The organism is Kaistella sp., from assembly GCF_032060305.1.
Lineage (GTDB): Bacteria > Bacteroidota > Bacteroidia > Flavobacteriales > Weeksellaceae > Kaistella > Kaistella yananensis.
Map to the genome: position 1 here is coordinate 1 of NZ_DAMBHK010000018.1, position 16,512 is coordinate 16,512.

Annotated in this window: 14 protein-coding genes; 9 read left to right on the forward strand and 5 right to left on the reverse strand. The window is 38.1% G+C overall.

Annotated elements, in window-relative coordinates; translation table 11 throughout:
- Positions 1 to 156: 156 nt before the first annotated feature.
- From V5N63_RS04115 to V5N63_RS04130, 4 genes are read right to left on the reverse strand one after another with little or no spacing between them, the layout of a single operon-like run.
- The gene (locus V5N63_RS04115; RefSeq protein WP_332032926.1) at positions 157 to 3,312 is read right to left on the reverse strand and encodes an efflux RND transporter permease subunit; all 3,156 of its coding nucleotides are present in this window, start codon (positions 3,310 to 3,312) and stop codon (positions 157 to 159) included.
- A 20-nt stretch (positions 3,313 to 3,332) separates the two neighbouring features.
- Positions 3,333 to 4,388, reverse strand: coding sequence for an efflux RND transporter periplasmic adaptor subunit (locus V5N63_RS04120; protein ID WP_332032927.1), 1,056 nt, complete (start codon positions 4,386 to 4,388; stop codon positions 3,333 to 3,335).
- A 6-nt stretch (positions 4,389 to 4,394) separates the two neighbouring features.
- Positions 4,395 to 5,732, reverse strand: a complete 1,338-nt coding sequence (locus V5N63_RS04125) for a TolC family protein (RefSeq protein WP_088469155.1) — start codon at positions 5,730 to 5,732, stop codon at positions 4,395 to 4,397.
- Positions 5,732 to 6,331 (reverse strand): TetR/AcrR family transcriptional regulator, encoded by a 600-nt coding sequence (locus V5N63_RS04130; protein ID WP_088469154.1) that lies wholly within the window; start codon positions 6,329 to 6,331, stop codon positions 5,732 to 5,734. The genes V5N63_RS04125 and V5N63_RS04130 overlap by 1 nt, the downstream gene beginning before the upstream one ends.
- Before the next feature lie 236 nt (positions 6,332 to 6,567).
- Here V5N63_RS04130 and V5N63_RS04135 point away from each other — a divergent pair, with 236 nt between their 5' ends.
- From V5N63_RS04135 to V5N63_RS04160, 6 genes are all read left to right on the forward strand, one after another.
- Positions 6,568 to 7,452, forward strand: coding sequence for a hypothetical protein (locus V5N63_RS04135; protein WP_332032928.1), 885 nt, complete (start codon positions 6,568 to 6,570; stop codon positions 7,450 to 7,452).
- Positions 7,453 to 7,674: 222 nt separating this feature from the next.
- Complete coding sequence (locus tag V5N63_RS04140) at positions 7,675 to 8,049, forward strand: hypothetical protein (RefSeq protein ID WP_332032929.1); 375 nt, start codon at positions 7,675 to 7,677, stop codon at positions 8,047 to 8,049.
- Positions 8,050 to 8,058: 9 nt separating this feature from the next.
- Positions 8,059 to 8,790 (forward strand): curli-like amyloid fiber formation chaperone CsgH, encoded by a 732-nt coding sequence (csgH, locus tag V5N63_RS04145; RefSeq protein WP_332032930.1) that lies wholly within the window; start codon positions 8,059 to 8,061, stop codon positions 8,788 to 8,790.
- An 11-nt stretch (positions 8,791 to 8,801) separates the two neighbouring features.
- Positions 8,802 to 9,212, forward strand: coding sequence for a curli production assembly/transport component CsgF (locus V5N63_RS04150; RefSeq protein ID WP_088469151.1), 411 nt, complete (start codon positions 8,802 to 8,804; stop codon positions 9,210 to 9,212).
- Positions 9,213 to 9,221: 9 nt separating this feature from the next.
- Positions 9,222 to 10,595 (forward strand): CsgG/HfaB family protein, encoded by a 1,374-nt coding sequence (locus V5N63_RS04155; protein ID WP_332032931.1) that lies wholly within the window; start codon positions 9,222 to 9,224, stop codon positions 10,593 to 10,595.
- Between the two features lie 12 nt (positions 10,596 to 10,607).
- The gene (locus V5N63_RS04160; RefSeq protein ID WP_332032932.1) at positions 10,608 to 12,101 is read left to right on the forward strand and encodes a carboxypeptidase regulatory-like domain-containing protein; all 1,494 of its coding nucleotides are present in this window, start codon (positions 10,608 to 10,610) and stop codon (positions 12,099 to 12,101) included.
- Positions 12,102 to 12,210: 109 nt separating this feature from the next.
- Here V5N63_RS04160 and V5N63_RS04165 read toward each other — a convergent pair whose 3' ends face one another.
- On the reverse strand, positions 12,211 to 13,329 hold the full coding sequence (locus V5N63_RS04165) for a DNA polymerase III subunit (RefSeq protein ID WP_332032933.1): 1,119 nt from the start codon (positions 13,327 to 13,329) through the stop codon (positions 12,211 to 12,213).
- Positions 13,330 to 13,554: 225 nt separating this feature from the next.
- Between V5N63_RS04165 and V5N63_RS04170 the strand changes: the two genes are divergently transcribed.
- The 3 genes from V5N63_RS04170 to V5N63_RS04180 are packed head-to-tail and all read left to right on the forward strand — an operon-like array spanning position 13,555 to position 16,499.
- Entirely contained in the window at positions 13,555 to 14,829 is a 1,275-nt protein-coding gene (locus tag V5N63_RS04170) for a hypothetical protein (RefSeq protein ID WP_332018982.1), read from the forward strand.
- A 3-nt stretch (positions 14,830 to 14,832) separates the two neighbouring features.
- Entirely contained in the window at positions 14,833 to 15,423 is a 591-nt protein-coding gene (lptC, locus tag V5N63_RS04175; protein WP_088469146.1) for an LPS export ABC transporter periplasmic protein LptC, read from the forward strand.
- 29 nt (positions 15,424 to 15,452) lie between these two features.
- On the forward strand, positions 15,453 to 16,499 hold the full coding sequence (locus tag V5N63_RS04180) for an anhydro-N-acetylmuramic acid kinase (RefSeq protein ID WP_332032934.1): 1,047 nt from the start codon (positions 15,453 to 15,455) through the stop codon (positions 16,497 to 16,499).
- Positions 16,500 to 16,512: the final 13 nt, after the last annotated feature.

Below are 16,512 nucleotides of genomic sequence, written 5' to 3' on the forward strand. Positions count from 1 at the left end.
TTGGTCTTGGTCTAACTGTTTCAGCAGCTTTGCTTGTTTACAGGTTTTTGAGTCTATCTCAAAGAAAAATCAATGCTGCGATATAATTAAATATTTAAATAATAAAAAAATCCCTGAAATAACTTCAGGGATTTTTTTATTTAGAAAAGTTGTTGATTAAAAATCAATTTCCTGTTCTGGATGGATGTGCTCGTAATCAGCCACCATTTCTTCTTCGTAGTTTGTTTTTTCCTTTTTAGAGAAACGGTATTCCAGTTTTACAACGATCAGATATACCACAGGTACAATGATCAGCGTAAGGAAAAGCGACGAAATTAGACCACCGATAATAACAATCGCCAGACCATTATTCATTTCCGCAGCAGCACCGGAAGCCAACGCAATTGGAAGCATACCGAAAACCATCGCAATGGTTGTCATAAGAATCGGTCTTAACCTTGCATGGTTCGCCTGAATCAGTGCGTTCTCAATGGTTTCGCCTTTATCGAGTCTGTGGTTGGCAAAGTCTACGAGTAAGATCGCGTTCTTCGCTACAAGACCGATTAGCATAATAATACCAAGGATCGTAAAGATATTTAAACTCTGGTTGGTTAATGCCAGTGCCCAAAGTGCTCCGATAAATGATAACGGAATTGAGAACAGTACGATAAACGGTTTCAGAAAGTCATCGTAAAGTACCACCATAATCATGTAAACAAGCATAATCGCAGCCAGTAAAGCTACTCCCAACGTTCCGAAACCTTCGCTTTGGTTCTCCATATTACCGCCCCAAACCCAGTTTACACCGGCAGGTTTTTTAACTTCAGCCATTTTTGCTTCCCATTCGGCAGCTACGGCTCCGGTTGTTTTTCCTACAGTCTGTGCCTGAACGGTAACTGAAGGTGAACGGTCGTAACGCTCAAGCAACGCCGGGCCGGAAGTAAAGTTGATGTCTGCAAACTGCGATAACTGAATTCTGAAACCATCTTTATTAACAAAGTTGATATTCCGCACGTCATCAATACTTGTACGGTTGGCTTCATCCAGGATGATATTGATATCATATTCATTATTTCCGGTACGGAATTTATTGTCGGTATTTCCACTGAAAGCGGTTCGCAGCGTTTGTCCTACTGTAGCAACATTCAACCCAAGAGATGTCATCTTATCACGGTCTACCGTAACTGAGATTTCCGGATTTCCTTCTTCTACACTCAGTTTTATTTCAGAGGCACCGTCAATTTTATGCAGTTGCGCTTCGGCAGTTTTTGCATAAGACATTGCGTCTTCCAGGGTGGTTCCGGTTACCGTCATTTGGAGCGGAGCCTGTTCAGCTCCCATAAATCCAACCGGTACCGTGGTTACTTTGGCACCCACCAATACTTTTTCAAGTTCACGTTTCAGCTTGGCAGCATATACTTTGGTATCATCTTCTCTTTCAGATTTAGGCACCAATTCAAGACTGATTTCAGATTTATAGTTGGTAGACTGCATTGCGCCCATACCTCCACTCACCTGACCTACCGAGGTAATCATCTTTACGATTTCAGGTTTTTGCGCAAGATATTTTTCTGCATCCTGCGTGATAAAGTTGGTTTCTTCAAGAGATGTATCTTTCGGCATTTCAATCTGTACGAGGAATTCTCCTTTATCAGTTCCCGGGAAGAAATCGGAACCGATGTAACCCATTACTGCCAATGCAATTGCACTAACAAATAAAATAACGGTAATACCAAAAGTTTTCAGTTTGTTTACTAAACTCCATTTCAGGATTCCTTCAATTTTGTGGGTAAACCAGGTAAGTCCGTCCTCGAATTTTTCAAGTATTTTACCAAAGAAAGATTTATTGTCAATAACTTCCAGCTTTCCATAACGTGAGAAAAGCCAAGGTACAACCGTAAAAGACACTAACAATGAAAGCAATGTTGCGATAATCACCGTAACACAGAACTGGGAAATAATATCTGAAACCAAACCAGAACTCATCGCGATCGGAAGAAATACCACTACAATTACCAAGGTAATCGCAGTAACGGTAAAACCAATTTCTTTTGCTCCGTCGTAAGATGCACGCACTTTATTCTTGCCCATCTCCATGTGGCGGTGAATATTCTCGATAACTACAATCGCGTCATCCACAAGAATACCTACCACAAGGGAAAGCCCAAGCAAACTCATAAGGTTCAAACTGTAACCCAGAATATACATCCCAATAAATGTCGCAATAAGCGATGTTGGAATCGCCACCATTACAATAAGCGCGTTTCTGAAACTGTGTAAGAAGAACATCATTACAAACGCCACAAGCCCAATAGCAATCAATAAATCTTTGATTACAGCATTCGCCGCTTCAAGGGTAAATATGGAAGTATCACTGGCTATTGCAATTTTGATGTTACGGTCTTTGTACTGTTCTTGAATCTGAGCGATTTTCATCTGCACCAGTTCACTTACCTCTACCGCATTGGCATCAGTCTGCTTCTGTACCTGGAGCATCATGGTATTTTCCTGATTGATACGGGCAATTTTATCTGCTACCTTCTGCGTATCCTGAACTTCAGCAATGTCGGAAAGGCGGATGTTCTGACCATTTTTTGAAGAAATGGTAAGATTTCTGAGTTCTTCAACTGATGAAATTTTCCCTGCCAGACGGATGAGTGTGCTGTTTTCACGGGTCTTCAAACTTCCCGTAGGGAAATCGAGGTTTGACATGGTGATCATCTGCTGAACTTCGGGAATGGTAAGTCCGTAACCTTCAAGTTTTTCCTGATTAAGGTTGATGCGGATCTCGCGTTCCTGTCCACCGATGATGTCTACTTTTGATACGCCGGGAATTCTAGAAAATTCAGGCTGAATTCTTTGGTCAATGAGTTCGTAGAGTTCATTCTCAGTCAAATTACCGGTTACACCCATTCTTACGATCGGCATATCCGAAAGTGAGAACTGGGTAAGCGAAGGTTCATCGATGTCTTCTGGAAGATCGGAACGGATTGCGTTAATTTTTCGCTGGGCTTCATTCAAAGCAAAATCCACATCGGCATCATTATTAAACTGAATGATAACAACGGAAAGACTTTCGTATGATTTGGACTGAATTTTCTTTACGCCTTCCAAAGCCGAAACCGCGTCTTCTATTTTTCGGGAAACTGTATTTTCTACCTCCGCCGGCGATGCACCGGGATATACTGTGGCTACGGTTACTACCTTTACTTCGAATTTTGGAATAAGCTCGTAATTGAGCTGGGTATAACTGAAGAGCCCACCAATGATCAGTAATGCGAGCATTACGATGACCAAACTGGGTCTCTTAATCGATACTTCTGCTAATTTCATTTATTTATTTTTACCGATTATTACTTAAGTTTACGGATAGGAGTTTTATCTGTCAGGTTAATCTGGCCGCTGGTTACAACTTCGTCACCAGCCTTCAAACCACTGATAACTTCTACACGGTCGCCGTAGTTTACACCTCCTTTAATCTTTGTGAGATAGGCGATATTGTTTCTTACAACAAACACCTGATTATCACTTACACTTCCCACAAAAGCATCACGTGGAATGGTAAGTACGTTGGTTGCACCACTTCTGTTGAATACTGCGGTTCCGTACATTCCTGCTTTCAGTTTATTAAAACTGTTCGGTACTGTAATTTCTACCGGGAATTTTAATGCGCCGGAAGCTGATGGTGCAATAAATGTGATTCTTCCGTCAATCGCTCCTTCAATAACATCAGGCTGAACTTTTACTGTATTTCCTACTGAAAGCTGGCTGACCATAGATTGATCTACATCTACCCTAAGTTTAACCGATGAAATATCTACAACTTCAACAATAGGAGTTCCGGCACCAACAACAGTTCCAACTTCTACAAATTTCTGGTTTACGATTCCACTTACTTTTGAAATTACATTGGTATCGCCCGATTGAAGGTTTGCAGACTGTAACTGAGTTCTGGCGTTTTTAACCTGAAGTCTTGCCTGATCGAGCTGCAAAGCAGTAACTCCACCGGTTTTATAAGCCTGTTCATAACGGTTTAGGGCCATAATTGCATTATCCAGATTTGCTTTTGCACCTGAAACATTAACATTCAGTTTTTCACCGGCAAGTCTTCCGATACTTTGTCCGGCTCTTACATAACTTCCTTCTTTAACGTAAAGAGCGATAAGCTGCCCGCCCATTTCTGCGGAGATCTGCGCCTGGCGGTTTGGAAGAAAAGTTCCGTTCACAGAAAATTCTCCGCTTACATCTTCGGTTTTTACAATGGCGGTACGCACTGCTACGTCCTTGTTTTTCTCTGCTACAACAGCCACTTTCTCTTCGTTACTTTTTTTGTTGCGCTGAAGGATAAAGAAAAAAGCCACACCAATCCCGAGGATGGCCAATATTGTAATGATGGTATTTTTTTTCATAGTTTATTAATTAATATCGTTTAAAGTTTTTAGTTTACCTTGAGATTTCAGCAGGTCGATTTCTGCAAGTTTGTAATCGAGTTTTGCTTTTGTAAGATTATTTTTTGCTTCGGTGAGATCGCGCTCCGCATCCAAAATATCATTAAGTGTAGCGAGACCGTGCTGGTAATTGCTTCTTGTATTGGAGAGCACGTTTTCGGCCAGCTTTACGTTTTCTTCCTGCATGCCGATCATGGTCATGTTATTCTCCAGATTAGTAATCGCATTTTTATGTTCAAGATCTAATCCAAGTTGTGTTTCTCTTAAATCTGCCTGGGCTTTTTCAATTTCAATTTTGTTCAGTTCAACCCTTGATTTTGTCGCGAAACCGTTGAAAATAGGAACTCGGATATTGAGCGCAATGGATGCCATATCCGACCAATAAACGCCATCGTCTTTGCCGTTCCACAAAGGCATTTTTTGTCCTTGCCCAAGAAATCCGTAATTAGCGCTGAGGGCTGCGGTAGGATAAAATTCGGCTTCAGAAGCTTTTTTTTGCCATTCGAGCAGTTCTAGCTGCTTATTCATGAGTTTGATTTCGGTTCTTTCTGATAAATCGGCTGTTCGGTCCGGAAGTAATGCAGGTTCAAAAGTCTGTTCAGGCAACGTAATTTCCTGGGACATGGGCATCCCAATCATAAATTTCAAAGCATTTTCTGTAAGATCCACAGTGTTTTCAAGTTGCTGAACTCCTGAACTCACATTATTTCTTGCAACCACTACCCTGTCGTAATCGATCTTTCTGGCTAAGCCTGCATCGTATAAACCTTTAATGATTTTAATGGTTTGGTTCGTGATTGAGAGGTTGCTTTCGGCATTCTTAAGCATTTGATCTGCCTGATAAACCTGAAAATAGGCGTTTGCCACTTTTTCGATAATCTGTTCTTCAGTAAGCTGGGCATTAATAAGGTAAAATTCTTTTGTAGATTTTGCCGCTTTCAATCCTACAAAAACCGATTGGTTAAAAAGGTTTTGGGTAAGCTGTACCATGTTGCTGGAGGTCCACTTCTGTCCGAAAGAAACTTTTACCTGCTGTCCCGGAGCGCCAAACATTTCGCCTGGCAAAACCGTTTCCTGTAATAGCGGATTGTATGCCGTACTGCTGTTGAAACTTATATTCGGATAAGCATTGGCCTTTACTTCGGCAATCTGTGCGTCTCCTTTCCGTATGTTCAGCCTTGCTTTCTCAGCCTCTGCTTTATGCTGCAGTGCGTAGGAAATGGCTTCAGGAAGGGTGAGCACTTTAGTTTCCTGACCAAAGACGAGGCCTCCACACAGGATGAAACTTAAAATTATCTTCTTCATTATTTTAAATTGTTATATTTTTTTAATTGTTCTTTTCCTTTTTCGGTTGTAATTGCGTTCATGTAAAACATAAATGCTTCGTTGTTGTATTCGGTTCTGTCAATTATTGAGGTGTCCAGGAACGGTGAGCTGTCGTAGGACATTGCAAGCTGAAAGAATAATTTCGCATAAATGGTTGCATTGAAATCTTCACGGTAATAGCCCTGTTGGCGGCCTCTTTCAATATTATGAACCATTACTTCCGAAAATTTTTCAGCGAAATCCATCATATGTTTGTTGAAAATGGCAGGATAATATTTGATAAGTTGCCGAATAAGAAGCGAATTATTAGACTGTACCGCCCTTTCAATATGTTCATCACGACAGAACATACGTTCTACCGCATTTTCTACCTGAACATCGAGTTCATTAAGTTTTACGATGACTTCTTCGAGTTTAAATGCGAGTACATCTTCCAAAAGTGCTTCTTTATTTGCATACTTCTGATAAAGCGTTTTTTTCGACATTCCGAACTCTTTTGCAATATCATCCATAGTAAGCGTCTTTGCACCGTTATCGATGAAGAGCTCCACTACTTTTTCCAGAAATTTTTTATCCATTGATGATAATTTTGCTGCAAATATACAACGATGGAAACTAATAAACCAAAAAAGTTTCCTGGTTTTTTAACTGGTATTATTAATTTGATATATTAAAGATATAAATGTAATAGGTGTAATCACCTCACAAATCATTGTTTATGGTGATATTTTAATTTTCATTTGAATAGGTGATTTTTTTATTTTCTAATCATTCTACATTTGTCTCACAAACTAACCAATAAAATTTTTTAACCATGAAAAAATTATTTGCAAGTGTTATTACACTTATGACTTTCGGATTCGGATATTCTCAAGGGAATATTGATGTATCAACCCAAGTAGGGAATTTAAATGAGGGCTATGTTACCCAAACAGGTTTAGTAAACCTTAATTTACTTACCCAAGACGGAAACCGTAACATTGCTACCATTGATCAGGTGGGAGCAGGTAACATGAATTTTGCGTTGAGTGATGGTAACAGAAACAATATAGATGTTGACCAAGTAGGAATTATGAACATTAATGATGTTGAGCAGCACGGTAACAGAAACTCGGCCTCAACTTCACAGCTAGGTCTATTGAATTATACTGAACAAATGCAAATTGGGAATAGGAACACCGTTTCATCTGATCAATCCGGTGCATTTAATGAAGCTTATCAATACCAGGATGGTAATCGAAATGATGCCAGTACAATACAGTTGGGTATGGGTAACCTTTCAGACCAAGAGCAAATCGGTAACAGAAATACAGCCACGTCGCTTCAGGTAGGTTTTGACAATGTAGTAAGACAAGAACAGTGGGGCAACCGAAATGACGCTGCTGCAACACAATTGGGATCAGACAATTATATTTGGCAAACACAAGATGGTAACGATAACAATGCGACTCATTTACAGCTAGGTGATAATAATTATGCAGATTCATGGCAAGTGGGTAACGACAATACCAACATGGGAATGCAAGTGGGAAATGATAATACGCTGTTCCAATGGCAAAGTGGAAATGACAACACCGCAATGGATTTACAGCTAGGTAATGACAACTATACATTTGTTGGACAATCCGGTAATAATCATTTACATTTAGGAACTCAAATCGGAAACAGTAATACACTGGTTAGTTTACAATCTAACTAATTTGTCTACATTCTTAATTATAGGGGAATCATCAGGTTCCCCTATTTTCTTTCCGTAACTTTTTAACGTTAAAAGTTACGGGTTAAATAACCCTTAGCACTACCTGAAAACTGTTATAAATAAAACTAACAAATAGCAGGGATATTTAAATCACGGGTAATAACTAATTTTATCTTCCTAACCATGAATACTTTAGCAAAAATATTGTCTGTAAATCTGCTGATGTGCATTTTAGTTGTAACAGGTCAACAGTTTTCTTTTGAGAATATCAACAGCAAGAATGCTATGGCTATTGTTGCCCAAATACAGGATAACTCTATTTCGCCTAAAAACTATGAGGTTACAACTGTGCAATATGGCACTCACAATTTTGCGGAAATATATGCCAACAGCAACACCAATCTCTCAGCCTTACAATTAGGTGATTACAATTATATTAATTTCAATAATGTTTTCGAAAAGACACGTGCAAGCGCTGTTATTACGACACAGGGAAATAATAATATTATTGATGTGGTAGGAAGCAACAGTATTTCTGAGAAAATGCAGTTACATGTAAAGGGAGATAATATGACGATATACATGAGAAACTATTAATTCTTAAAGATGAAAATTCTAACACCTATATTTTTTTTTCTTCTTGTGTGTTCTATTCAACAAATAAAAGCACAACAGGAAAAAAGTGAAATATCATCAAAAATCGAAAGTAATTTTATTGAAGGACAACTAACACTAAAGGCTACAGCAAGTAACCACACAACCGCCTATCGAGAACTTAACTATCTTTTTGTTTCTATAAAAAAAAGTAAATCCGGTAATCTTTCGAACAACAAGCAGTCAGGCAAGTTCACATTAAAACCGGATGAAACCAAAACCCTCAGTCAGATGAGTGTTAACATTCAAAAAAATGATGCATTAAAGGTTTTTTTATTCATAAAAGAAGAGGAAACTGACAAGCCTGTATCTAAAGACAGTTTAGAGATTAACGCTAATATGTTTAAGGATAAAATCACGAATATCAATGAAAATGAAATTTTTGAATTAAAAGGTATTACTATAGATCAAACCAAGACAAAAGCAGGTAAAGATTTCTACGACCTTTTTTACCTTGAATATTCGAAATTGCCGGAGAAAATAAGCAGTGTAATTACCATCGATGAAACGCCGACTATGGGAAGGGGAAGCCAGATTTCTATAGGGTTAGAAGATAGAACCTTATACAGCTTTATTGCAAATCCAAGTGAAGATTATCTTACGGAACAGGCAACTTTAAGTGTAAAAATAATTCTGGATTACAACAGAAAAAAAAGTTTGATTAGAAATGAATTCAGATACTAAAAAAGCCAGCCATGAAAAATTATGTAATCATACTTCTATTTTTTGCTGTTTCAGGCATATCTGCGCAACAAATAGTTTATAAACCCATTAATCCGGCTTTTGGCGGTGATACATTCAATTACCAGTGGTTACTCAGCTCTGCAAATGCCCAAAATCAGTTTGATGACGGTGATAATAAATTTGGCAATTTACTGGATGATTTCAACTCGATGGACAGCTTCACACAAAGCCTGAACCGCCAACTTCTAAGTCAGCTTACAGGAAAACTTATCGATGACAAATTCGGAAACGGAGGCATTGCACCAGGAAAATACATGTTCGGTTCTCTTTTTCTTGATGTTTCGGAGGCATCACAAGGTTTGGTTATCAATATTCTCGATACCCAGACTGGTGAGCAATCTCAAATCATTATTCCAAGATAAAATACCGCTATGAAAATAATTACCCATTCTGTAAGGAACAATATTTTGTTTTTCCTGCTTTTTTTCTCTCTTCAAAGTTGCAGTACAATTTTTAACTTACCTGCAAATGGAGAAAAATCTACGCTGGGAGAAGTAACCAATTTAACTTCCGAGTTAAAGCAGATTCCACCGCCTAAGGAAAAAATCGTAGTCGGAGTTTATAAATTCAGAGACCAAACAGGCCAGTATAAACCTTCGGAGATGGGAAATAACTGGAGTACAGCCGTTCCACAGGGCACTACAACAATTCTTATAAAAGCTTTGGAAGACAGCAAATGGTTTATTCCCATCGAAAGAGAAAATATCGCAAATCTTCTCAATGAAAGACAAATCATACGCTCCACCCGCCAGGAATATTCAAAAGAAAGTGATAAAAACGTACAGACGCTCCCTCCACTGCTTTTTGCCGGCGTTTTGCTTGAAGGCGGAATTATTTCTTACGACAGTAATGTAATGACAGGCGGTATTGGAGCGCGGTACTTCGGAATTGGCGGATCTACACAATACAGACAGGACAGGATTACAGTTTATCTGAGAGCAGTATCAACTTTAAACGGTAAAATTCTTAAAACGGTGTATGTCTCCAAAAATATACTTTCCACAGGAGTTAGCGGTAATTTTTTTAAATATATAGATACGGAACGACTGCTAGAATCCGAAGTGGGATTTACACAAAACGAACCCATACAGCTTGCAGTAACTGAAGCCATTGAAAAAGCGGTAAAAACCCTGATTATTGAAGGGGTACAGAATGATATTTGGGGGAATGCTGTTGATAAAAAAGATCCTGCCGTAAATCATTTGATAAGCACTTACACCGCAGAAAACGAACTCAATAATCAAAGGCTGTTGGGAAATAAGGTGAAAAATTCAATAAGAAAAGCAATATCAGTTTCTGCATCTGTAGAAAGTCAGCAAATTAACGGAGACTATAAAAATGCCGAAAATAAATTGGGCAGTAAAATTGGCATCAGCATGGCCTTAAACGATAATTTCAGTCTTGAGGCCAGCATAAACAATATTAAAATTAAAAATACTGCAGTACTCAACAGAAACTTTGTGGGACCGGAACTCAATTTACAGTATATGTTCTTTCCTCAGTTCAAGTTTACGCCGTTTGTTTATGCGGGTGTAGGAGCTTTGTTTTCGGAATATAAACCATTTTATAAAGCTAATCTGGGCGGAGGTATAGATTATATTATCAGTGATAATTTTTCAACAAGACTGTACTATCAGTATGATTATGGATTCCGTGATAAACTGGATGGTTTGGTCAGTGGAAAACAGAACGATAATATTATGAGAATCGGTCTTGGTCTTAATTACTATTTCGGTAATAAATAAAACTAATAAATTATGAAAGCGTTATATACAGTTATACTCATCAGTTTATTTTCACTCACTATGTTTTCATGCAAAGAAGAAATAGTAGATCAGGTACAGACCGGCACCATTAAAGGTAAAGTAGTTCGAAGAGGAACCAACGATCCTTTAAAAAACGCAAAAATTACTACTTCCCCATCTACAAATACTGTTTTTACGGGAGCAGATGGGAGTTTTGAAATTACAGACGTACCTATCGGTGATTATTCGGTGAAAGCAGAGATTTCGGGATATCTCAACAATTTTCAGTCTGCGAATCTTAAGAACAGCGGTCAGCTTGTAACCCTGGCATTCGAAATGGATGATGATGAATCATTAAATACAGCTCCTTCCATTCCTGAACTTTTGAGTCCTTCAGATAACGCCCAGGATCAGCCTCTTACCGTTCAGTTATCTTGGAAATCAACAGATCCGGATTCGCTGGATGTTCTGAAGTACAAACTGATCGTAAAGAATAATTTAAATACTAATGTAATTGAAATAAATGATTTGAAGGAAACCACGTACACACTTAAAGATCTGAAATATGGTGTAAGTTATTTTTGGCAGGTCGCCGTGAATGATGGAATCCATAGTGATGTGTATAGTGCTGTATTTAAATTTACAACCAACAAGGTGCCGCAAAACAGATATCATTTTGTAAGGAAAGAGAACGGAAATCTTATCATTATTTCCAGTGACGAGAACGGCGCAAACTATAACTTAACCGATGCTGCATTCAATAGTTGGCGGCCTCGAAAGAATAACAATGCGGGCCTTATTTCTTTTTTACGTACTGAAGGTGGAAACACCCATATATTCACGACGAAGCCTGATGGATCAGAAGTTTTTAAAGTAACGGCAATTCCGGTAGCAGGGTTTAGCAATACTGAACTCGATTATTCCTGGAGGACTAATGGAAAAGAATTTGTGTACCCTAGTTTTTCTAAACTTTACAGAATAAATAAAGATGGCAGCGGGCTCGAACTTGTTTACACCACACCAGACGGAAGTTTTATTACCGAATGTGAATGGAGTTATGACGGAAGTAAAATTGCCTTAAAAACAAATGATCCCAACGGCTATAATGTAAAAATCTTTATAATTGATTTGCTTGGAAATACAATTAAAACAATTCTCGAAAACGTTCCTGGTGCAGCGGGTGGCCTAAACTTTTCAGTAGACGGTAACCTATTACTTTACACTTACGATGTTTCTGGACATCAGGATGATAATTACAGACAGCTCAATACCCACCTTTTTATTTATAATATGCAGACCGATACAATACTCGATATTTCTGAGCAAAGCGAAAAACCCGATGGCAGCAATGATGTAGATCCACGATTTTCTCCTAACGATGCGGAGGTAATTTTCACAAACACTTCAAATGACGGTATATCTGTGAAAAATGTTTTAAAAATTACTTTACAGGATATTACGAGAACCACTTTATTCACAAATGCAGAAATGCCGGACTGGGAATGATGTTTTTATTTGGATGAGAATTTTATTATTTCTCAATGTGTTTTTATGATAAAGCAGAGAAATTTACTCTGCTTTATTCATTACATATTTCCGAATTTTAAATGTAGTACTAAGGAGTTTTGTGGATATATCGCGAAAGTTTTATCCCTAAATCCGTCCAGACCAGTTTAGAGTTGGCGTTACGTTCCAGATGATAGTCTGCATCAGAAATTTCGGTGAGAATCGCTTCAATATTGGCACCGTGAATAAATCGGGAAAAACTTTCCCATTTAAAGCCTCCGGAATCTATTTTTTTGTAAACCAAAGTTTCGTTTCCATAATTCTGAAGAAGAGCGAGGCGAAACATTTCGGAACAGTAATCCAGAAAACTTTTCTGCTTTTCGCGGTTCCAGCCTGCAATATTACGTCCCCAAAAAACGATGTTTTTCAAAAACTCAGGTTTCTTTTTCACCTGAAATGCCTCCCTAACCCACATCACGAAAAGCTCTTCGAATTCGGTATCACCATTTTCTGAAAGAAGAATTTTCTGCGCAATGTTCCAGTCTCCCTGAGCCTGAAACACTGTTTCTTTCAACTTTTCCTCTTCAATTTTGTAATTGTTTTTCAGGAAATTCTCGATGTCCGGATCTTCAATTCTGGGAATTTCAACCAACTGGGTTCTCGATAGAATTGTGGGTAAAATAAAATCGATGTTTTCGGCCGTTAAAATAATCAACGTGTCTTTTGGTGGTTCTTCCAGAAACTTCAGGAATTTGTTGGCTGCAGAAACATTCATCTTATCTGCCTGCCAAACGATAAGGATTTTGCTTCCGCCTTCAAAACTTTTCAGCGCGAATTTTTTGTTCAGTTCATCAACTTCATCTGCATAAATAGTCAGTTGCTTGTTCTCGGACTCCAGAATTTTCGTCCAGTCTTCATTGTTTGAGTAAGGATTGGCAAGAATCATTTCCCTGAAACTTTCAAGGAAATTATCGGAAAGTCCGCTGCTTTTTTCTTTAAACACAGGAAAACTGAAATGTAAATCCAAATGATTAAGATGTTCTACCTTTGAGGATGAGTGTTCGTTTTCTTTTCTGAAAATTTCCTTTGCAAAAGCCATTGCAAGTGGCAAAGTTCCGTATCCTTCTTTGCCGATGAAAAGCTGAGCATGACTTACCCTGTTGCTTGCAATGCTGTCTCTCAGGAGTTTTTTAAGGTTTTCCTGGCCTACGATCTGTTCCCAATTCATTTTTCAAAGATAAAAAATTTTGATTCACATCCCGACTGCCGGGCTGTATTAAAACATTGGTCTTGAAGAAATATTTTTACCGTAATGAGGTTCTTCACCAAATATTTCAATGAACTGAATTTCTGTATCGTTGCCAGTAGTACCCCTTAACAAACTTTAACCAAAGTAAATTTCCTCAATTCAGTATTATTTAAGATATTTGCGCATTATTTTTAAAAATAGAGAATGAAAAGATTTTTTGTATTACCACTCGCAGCAGCAGGATTTTTCCTGAATGCTCAAACGATTGGTAATTCTCCTTACGCTGCCTTCGGAATCGGGGATGTGAAATACGATAACACCACTGATGTGAATGCGATGGGTGGCATTTCTACTGCTTATATCTGGGATTTCAATAATAATTTTAATTTTGCCAATCCTGGTGCAAATAAAAATTTAGAACTTACCACCATAAAAGTTGAGGGAACCAACGAAAATAATTTTTTCAAATCCGATTACGACAATTCGAATGTTACCAAACATTCTTCTTATCTCTCTAATATTGCCATTGCTTTCCCTTTATCGCCAAAAGTAAAATTTGGAATGGGTTACCAGCCTTACAGTTCCAAAAAATATTCGGTCCTTATTCAGGAAGATTTGGCGGATGAGGTTAAAAGGGCAAATATCTTCCGTGGTGAGGGTACATTAAGTACGGTTCAGGCCGCATTATCTTATCAGATTTCTCCCGAACTTGGTTTAGGATTCAGAACAAATTTCTATTTTGGAAATTTATATGATATTAATGAACTCACCTATTCCAACGCGGAGTTGATTAATGGGTACGAAACCAAAAATAAGATTAAAACCTTCAATTTCACACTGGGATCTGCGTATCAGAAAAAATTTGGTACCGACAGAAAACTTACGTTAGGGGCAACTTACACCTTCGGGAACACCGGTGAAATGGAAACCAATTATACCAACAGCACCTATTATTACAGTACAGGAAATCAAAAAGAAAATATTAGCATTATTGACGAGGATTTCAGTACAGATAAAAACCTTATTCCAATGGAATTTTCTTTCGGTGCCGGTTATGGTCGCGATGCGAAATGGTTTGTTGGAACGCAGGTTGACTATAAAAAGGGAGAAACGATTCAGTTTTTAGGACAGCCTTTCACGAACCAAAATTCTTACAGAATTGCAGCCGGAGGTTGGTATCTGCCAAACTTCAATAACTTCAGAAATTATTTCTCGAGAGTAACTTACCGTTACGGAGCTTATTACGAAAAAGGAAATCTATCATTCAACGGAACCAATATCAATCAGTTTGCTATAACAGGAGGTGTTAGTTTGCCTTTCGAAAACCGAAGTGCAGCCAGAATGAGTGGTATAGACCTTGGTTTAGAAATCGGAAAAAGAGGAACGCTGGAAAATAATATGATTCGCCAGAATTTTGTAAACCTGAGAATCGGACTAAATTTCGCCGATAAATGGTTTAATAAACGTCTTTATGATTAAGAAATGAATTTTCTTCTTAAAATATTCTATAAAAATATAGCCGCCCTACTGGGTTGTGCTATATTTTTTGGTTTAATTTCCTGTGATGAAGATTTAACGGCGATTAATAAAAACAACAATACCAACTTCCCTTCGCAGATCATCAACAACGCCAATATTGTGCAGCGTGATTCGGGAATGATTAAATTACGTGCTACCGCACCACTTATCGAGAAATTCGAATTTATTGACTCGCCCTATATTGTAGCAAGAAAAGGAATCAATATTCTTTTTTACGACAAGAAAAAACCGAAAGAGCCCGGAAAAATAAAAGCGAATTTTGCCAAATTCAATGAAAAAAAGAAGTTTTACGAGGCCAAAGGAAATGTAAGAATAACTACGAACGAAAATCAGATGTTCGCAATGCAGTCGGTATTTTGGGATCAGAATAAAAGACTGATTTATACTTCGGATACAGTATATGTTACCGATAAAGATGGCTCCACACTTGTAGGCGCAAACGGTATGAAAGCCAAGGACGATTTCTCCGAATATACCTTCTACAACAATTCCGGCAACATTAACGCAAAAAAAATCCCCGAAAAAGGAAGATAATTTTCGTAAATTCGAAAAAATCTTTTCTTATGACCTTTCATGCAATCGGGTTAATGTCGGGAACAAGCCTCGATGGACTTGATATTTGTTTTGCCAAATTTCAGCACCTTAATTCCGAATGGAACTACAGTATTCTTCATGCTGAGACACTTCCCTATACTTCTGATTGGGCAGAAAAACTGAACAGTGCAATTCTCTTAAAACCTGATGAATTATTGGCCCGGAATGCTGATTATGGCTTCTATCTTGGTCAAAAAGTAAAGGAATTTATCTCCAAAAATTCATTGACGGAAATCGATTTAATTGCATCTCACGGTCACACAGTTTTCCATCAGCCACAACGCAAATTTACTTTACAGATTGGTGATGGAAGGGCAATTAAGATTTTAAATAATATTCCAACAGTGTACGATTTCCGTAGCCAGGATGTGCTTATGGGAGGCAACGGCGCGCCGCTCGTACCGATTGGTGATGAACTGCTTTTTTCTGAATTCGACGCTTGCCTTAATATTGGCGGATTTTCGAATATTTCTACCAAACAAGAGGGAGAAAGAATCGCCTTTGATATTTGCCCGGTAAATATTGTTCTCAACAAATACGCCGCTGTACTCGGGAAAAATTACGATGACAACGGAAATATTGCAAGAAACGGTAAAGTAAACGAAATGATTTTAAAATCTTTAAATGCTCTTCCGTTTTACAAAGAAAATCATCCCAAATCTTTAGGAATCGAATGGGTAAACAAAAACGTCATTCCTTTGCTGGAAAATGAAACGCCGGAGAATATTCTGGCAACATTCACCGAACATGCATCCGGGCAAATTGCTCAGGTTTTTAATCATTATCAGTTTAAAAACGTTTTGTTTACAGGTGGCGGTACGTACAACACTTATTTAATTGAGCGTATTAAAACCAAATCATCAACGGAAATAAAAATCCCTGCACCTGAACTCATCGATTTCAAAGAAGCGCTTATTTTCGCATTCATGGGAGCTTTGAGGATGAATAACGAAATCAATGTACTTTGCTCTGCAACGGGAAGCACTGCCGACCATTCGTCCGGACTAATTGTTTGATCAGAAAATTTTA